The sequence below is a fragment of the Sphingomonas yabuuchiae genome (assembly GCF_014199595.1).
Classification (GTDB): Bacteria; Pseudomonadota; Alphaproteobacteria; order Sphingomonadales; family Sphingomonadaceae; genus Sphingomonas; species Sphingomonas yabuuchiae.
The window spans coordinates 1-5,266 of the sequence record NZ_JACHNX010000046.1 but is presented as its reverse complement, the minus strand read 5'-3'; the positions used below and the strand labels follow the sequence as shown (position 1 = coordinate 5,266).

Genomic DNA, 5,266 nt, shown 5'->3' with positions numbered 1-5,266 from the left:
CCATCTGATCGTCCGTCAGCCAAAAAAGGTCGCTCATCACCAGTCTCCTCGTGGAGCCTGAATCAGATCGCGACGCTCACATCAATGGGTCCTGATCCTAGGTGGCCGTGGAACGGTGGACTCTGCTTTTGATAGTGCAAAATGGTCCGGTGTTTCTGGCGCTGGAAAACCGCTGACCTTTACGGTCGGGGCAAGAGGCAACCAAACGTCCTCTCTTCCATCCGGCTACAATCATGGTCTTCGCGGACCTGACGGACAAGTCTATTGGGATGGCTCGTATCCCAACTTACGAACTGATGCGTATAACCGCAGTTACACTGTTTGTTGGACGAACGGCGGCGAAGTTTGGGGCATCCGACATTTTGACGTTTATGGTAACGGCGCGGTCGCTTACGAAGGCGGCTATGGTTCATCAGCCGGGAGTATGGCGCATCTTCTTCGCGACATCTCCTTTGTTTCAACCATTGTGACCTATACATCTGATGAACCATCGGGCAACCGCCTGAATGAGGGTCTTGCGGCTGAAATGTATAATTGCGGCGCAAGCCGCTCAGTCTTCGGAAGTTCAAATTTCCCCGCTTGGTCGTCCTACCTTCTGATCGGCCAAAAAGGCGTCGGCGAGGGTAATGGCACCGAATATTTTAGCGCTGGCGGACCCAGTAGCTATGTCCGTGCGACGTTCTCTATCGTGAATGGCGTACCTTCGATTGGCGGCGCGTCTATCAAGGATGCCCGCGACTTGGCGTTCAGTGATGGTCGCGGCGTGGACGTTCTCCGTGGCGTGGCGGAAGGAGCTACGGTTGGTGCGCCGTCCGGCACCATGGTTGGCAATACTGAGGCCCAGACCGTCACGAATTGGGCCTACACGGGTCAGCAGGACCCCGCAGGGCGCATCAATCGTGGGGAAACGACTACGATCAATGGCGGGCGGATAACAACCGGCTCCATCACGGCGAACCAGATTGCTGCCAACACGATCACCGCTGATCGTCTCAATGTCACGAGCTTATCGGCACTCAGTGCAAACATCGGTGACGTGACGGCGGGCGTCGTCCGCAACGCATCAGGTTCGGCGAAATTCGACCTAAACGCGGGCCGCATCATCTTTGACAATGGCTCGGTTATGAAGGTGTCTGGCAACGGCTTTGGGTCGAGCGGGCAATTCATCGAGTGGTTCGGGCCGCGAAAAGCGAACCTCGCCGACTGCACCGAGGCCAATGCGAACTACTATCTGAAGACTGACGGCAGCAGCTATTTCGGTGGTAGTCTGTCCGCTGGCACGACGAAGAACGCGATTGGCACAACCAGCACGGCCACAAATGCGAACGTCACCACGGGCTTGGTGGGATCACGCGGCGGGACGCGCGTCGTCGTGCTGAGCTATAGTTGGTCGTGGTCACAAAGCGTCGACAAATTTCAGAATGAAGGGTCAGGCAGCGACCTGTCTGCACAAATCGTCCTGTCGAGAAATGGTGCGGATGTCGCCACGCGGACCGCGACCGGGTCATGGTATCGTGATCCCGCTTTCAGTGCCGATGAACCCGGTAGCTATCGGGAGGGTATCGGCGGATCACTCACGTTCACTGATAACTCGGGCGGCACCACCGTGACTTACTCTGCACGCCTTACCGGTCGCAACACGGGGCCGGGACCACAAAACGGATCGAACAGAGGCGGCATTGCGACACAGAACATCTCCATAGTCCAGACCGAGCAGTGATGGATGGCGTTCAGCTAAATACAGAATGTCCACCACCACACTTTCAGATGCTTACGAGGTAGTCACCGATTTTCATAAAGCGATTTTAGAAGAATTAGTCGAAGAGCAGGCGCGGAGCGCAGCCGCGTACGGCGCAATCCTTGCGAAATTTACGGAAGCCGCGAAGTCAGGTGTAGTTTATCAATGCGCTCAGCAGTGTGCAAACCAATCCGGATACAACTATCAGTTAGCGATGCTGCGGCAGCAAATGGGTCTCGATCAACCGATGCAGATGGCCCCGGTGGCGAATGCGTAAGTCGAAGTGGCAGCGCTTGGCCGGTACGGCCATGCGAACGGCCATGCGATACGCCAAGATCGTTTGGGAGGTGCCCGCCGTTAAATCCGTCGCCCTGACGTGGCTCATTCGCGCTGGCCTGTCAGCATCTGGCGCTGCCGCCCTGACCGCGATCGTGGACGCGGTGGCGCGATAATGTTCGAGACATCCTCGCTGATTGAATGGGCAGCGGGGCTGGCGACTGTTTCGACCGCCGCCGGGCTCATCGTCCGAGCGATCACCAAGGAGGCGATGAACAAGATCGCTCTTCTCGCTGACGAGCATGACGACCTGAAACATCAGATCAAGAACCAGACCGCTCGCATCGACGCGGTCGAACATCTGCGGACGGCGGATGTCGAGCGGATCGTCAAATTAGAAAGTGCGGTGCAGGCGATCGACAAAGCGATGGAGCGGGTCGAGCGCGGGCAAGACAAGCTCACCGACATCGTCAACGACCGCTTCGACACGCTGGCCGACGCTATCCGCAAAGCCTGATTAGCAAATTTTGGAAGGGTCAATCCGGGAATTTCCCGGATACAAATTACAACTCTTAATTAATCACTCTCACCCCACTTATTGCCCGAAATTATATTGAGCGGGCTAATGACTGACATCGTAGCGAAACTGGAGCGCCTCAAAGCCCTGAAAGATCAAGGGGCGATGGATGAAAGTGAATATAGGGCTGCGAAGACACAAATTCTGAGCGCCAGTAGCAATGATATGCTAGACCGACATATGCCTCCTCAGCCTTCTGATGAGGTTACACCCGAATGGGAAGACCAGCCTGTACCATTTTGGAAGCGCTTGCTGCTTGGCCTTATCATCATCCCTCCCCTTCTTGCGGCTTCGATATGGTTCGGGTTCAAGGTCGCTCCAAGCTTGCTAGGCGGCGTGCCCGCGAACATGCGGCACCAGTGCGTGGCGATTGGCCCCGGCGGGATCACCGTCGCCAGCTTCAATCAGCCTCTCGACGTTTTTCTGGCAGGCTTGAAAGCCGAAAAGATCAACGTCACTGGCTGGGATAGCAAAGGTGAAGGCCTATACGCGCTACAGACCGAAAAAGAGGATGCGCTTCGCAATCGAACCGACAAAATGACCTTCCTTTTCCGTGAAAAGGAGGGCGGGGGCGGGTCAACATGCGGTCCCAACTCGCTACTAATGGAGGGCATCGCTGAGAACGGCGTCGCGATGGACAACTTTGTCACCGCTGCATGGTTCGTCATGGGCAGAGGCGCGGTTGCGCTCGGCATCAAGCCGGGAGAATTGAAAACACCGGAGGAACATAAGATCGATGCTACCAAGTCGAATGCCAATACGGCGAGTTCTGCGGACGTGGCCGAATCAATGGAAAAGCAGGCCGACGAGCTTGACGCTCGGAGTGATGCAATCAGCAACAACGCCGCCAACGAGGTGTTGGCCCAAAATCAGGCGACAAACGGCGATACGGATGTTGGCGCTTTGTGGCGACGCGAACGCGAAAAAGAAAAGCCCACAGCAGCTATGCGTGCGCAGTTTGCGAAATATCCTGCCGCGCCATTTGAACACGGTGGCGACGTGGCAGTGCCGATCCTGACAGGCGGGAACCCACCGAACAAGAATTACAAAACTGCTCTTGAGAAAGTGCTGGGCGGCGATCCCGATTTTGCAGGGAAATACAATATCGCACGCCTTGGTTGCGGCATGTCGTGTGAATTTGTGAAGTTCATCGATCAAGATACCGGGACGGTGATCGACTTGCCGAGCTTCCTACAGCCCGAAGCTCATCGCCTCATTCGACAACCCGAAAGTCGGCTTTTGAAAGTCGTATCGTATCTCGACATGGCCAACGATAAATGCCGCTTCACCGACCTCGTGTTGACGAACGGCCGCTTCGAAATTTTGGACGACAAGCGAGGCCCCTGCCCTGCCGAATAGCAAGAGTGACGTTATGGCGTCTTATTTCCATCGCTCTGACTCATCGAATGAGGATGGGTGGAAGATGGTAATCAGGAGACTGAGGGGGTGATATGCTGAGCCAGATGCTGACTATCGGCGTGGTGGTTGCGCTGATAGTCGTGGCGATTTGCTCGTGGCTTAGCCCGGATGAAAAGCATCACCCTTGGATATAATCGGCGTCGTCTGACGAAATTAAAGCCACCCCAACATCCGGCCCGCCACCCCCAAAGCGCTGATACCGCTCGCCCCAGCCAGCAAGTAACCACGGGTAGAGCCCGACCGCATTCTCAGGATGACAAGCGCCAAGATGGTCCATCCGGGACCACGCTCCGTCAGCTTATTGAGAACTGATGCTTCATGGATGTTCACCGGGCGCACTCCACCGTCAAAAATCGAAATTAGATTTGAGACGCTGGGTGCAAAGCCGCACTGCGATGGTTTTATGGATCAGATTTTTGAATTGGCGTCAACCAGCGTTGCGTCGAACCGACAGACGAAAAAAGGGCCGCGATTGGTTTCCCGGCCCTCGCACAATGCTTTCTTCCCAAATTTACGCAATCGACTCAGGTTCGCTCGCCGTCAGGCGGCTGCCGCAATCTCCGCTTCTTGAGGAACCGGAAGGCCGAAGACCTCGCCTAGACCGGCCTCCCGAACGATTGCCGCCAAATGGGCCTCCCAAGCGCCATAGGCACGCCGCAGATCGTCAATGGGGTCGTGGCGGTCATAGATACGCTCGACGCCCGCAGGGAGCTTGTGAGCCAACATCGCCTCAGCAGTCAGGTGGCCGATGCCGAATCGCCGCGTATTCGACCTGACGGTCCTCCGAAGGTCATGCGGCTTCCAGTGTCCGACAGGACCGCCACTCGCTTCGGTCATTCGTTTGATGAGGCGATCACGGACCTTGTACCAGACGTAGCGCTGCGGCTTTTTGGGATCGTTTTCGCAGGGCAGGACCCATTCTGATCCGCCAACCGCCAACGCCCGCCCCCATGCTCCCAAGGGGATCGCGTGGTCCTCACCGTTCTTCACGTCACTGGCCTCACGATACCAGACGCCATCGCGTATCGAAGACGCCTTGGCCTGAGCGATTTCCTGAATACGGCACGCGGTCAGGAGCATGAGAGCGAAACCCCGGCGATATGTCTCCCGCTCAACGGCTAGCGCCCTAAAGAACAGCCCAATCTCTGCATCTGAGAGCGTGTGCACAGCGACATCGCAGTTGAAGGGTCAGCGACATCGTAGATGACGTGTGGGGGGAAGCGGAGGCCGGGCGTAGCCCGGACGTAGCTTCCCCC

5 protein-coding genes are annotated in these 5,266 nt (G+C 56.6%); 4 read left to right on the top strand and 1 reads right to left on the bottom strand.

Annotation, left to right across the window (positions count from 1 at the left end):
- Positions 1-115 precede the first annotated feature (115 nt).
- From GGQ89_RS19600 to GGQ89_RS19585, 4 genes are all read left to right on the top strand, one after another.
- On the top strand, positions 116-1,720 hold the full coding sequence (locus tag GGQ89_RS19600; RefSeq protein ID WP_184107159.1) for a hypothetical protein: 1,605 nt from the start codon (positions 116-118) through the stop codon (positions 1,718-1,720).
- Positions 1,721-1,745: 25 nt separating this feature from the next.
- On the top strand, positions 1,746-2,015 hold the full coding sequence (locus GGQ89_RS19595) for a hypothetical protein (RefSeq protein WP_184107157.1): 270 nt from the start codon (positions 1,746-1,748) through the stop codon (positions 2,013-2,015).
- A 174-nt stretch (positions 2,016-2,189) separates the two neighbouring features.
- Complete coding sequence (locus GGQ89_RS19590; protein WP_184107155.1) at positions 2,190-2,531, top strand: hypothetical protein; 342 nt, start codon at positions 2,190-2,192, stop codon at positions 2,529-2,531.
- A 108-nt stretch (positions 2,532-2,639) separates the two neighbouring features.
- Positions 2,640-3,950 (top strand): SHOCT domain-containing protein, encoded by a 1,311-nt coding sequence (locus GGQ89_RS19585; protein ID WP_184107153.1) that lies wholly within the window; start codon positions 2,640-2,642, stop codon positions 3,948-3,950.
- Positions 3,951-4,550: 600 nt separating this feature from the next.
- Here GGQ89_RS19585 and GGQ89_RS19580 read toward each other — a convergent pair.
- Entirely contained in the window at positions 4,551-5,177 is a 627-nt protein-coding gene (locus GGQ89_RS19580; protein WP_380773396.1) for a tyrosine-type recombinase/integrase, read from the bottom strand.
- Positions 5,178-5,266: the final 89 nt, after the last annotated feature.

Excerpts from the sequence above, each read along its gene's own strand:
- GGQ89_RS19595 (WP_184107157.1), top strand. The coding sequence starts at position 1,746 with ATGTCCACCACCACACTTTCAGATGCTTACGAGGTAGTCACCGATTTT.
- GGQ89_RS19590 (WP_184107155.1), top strand. The coding sequence starts at position 2,190 with ATGTTCGAGACATCCTCGCTGATTGAATGGGCAGCGGGGCTGGCGACT.
- GGQ89_RS19585 (WP_184107153.1), top strand. The coding sequence starts at position 2,640 with ATGACTGACATCGTAGCGAAACTGGAGCGCCTCAAAGCCCTGAAAGAT.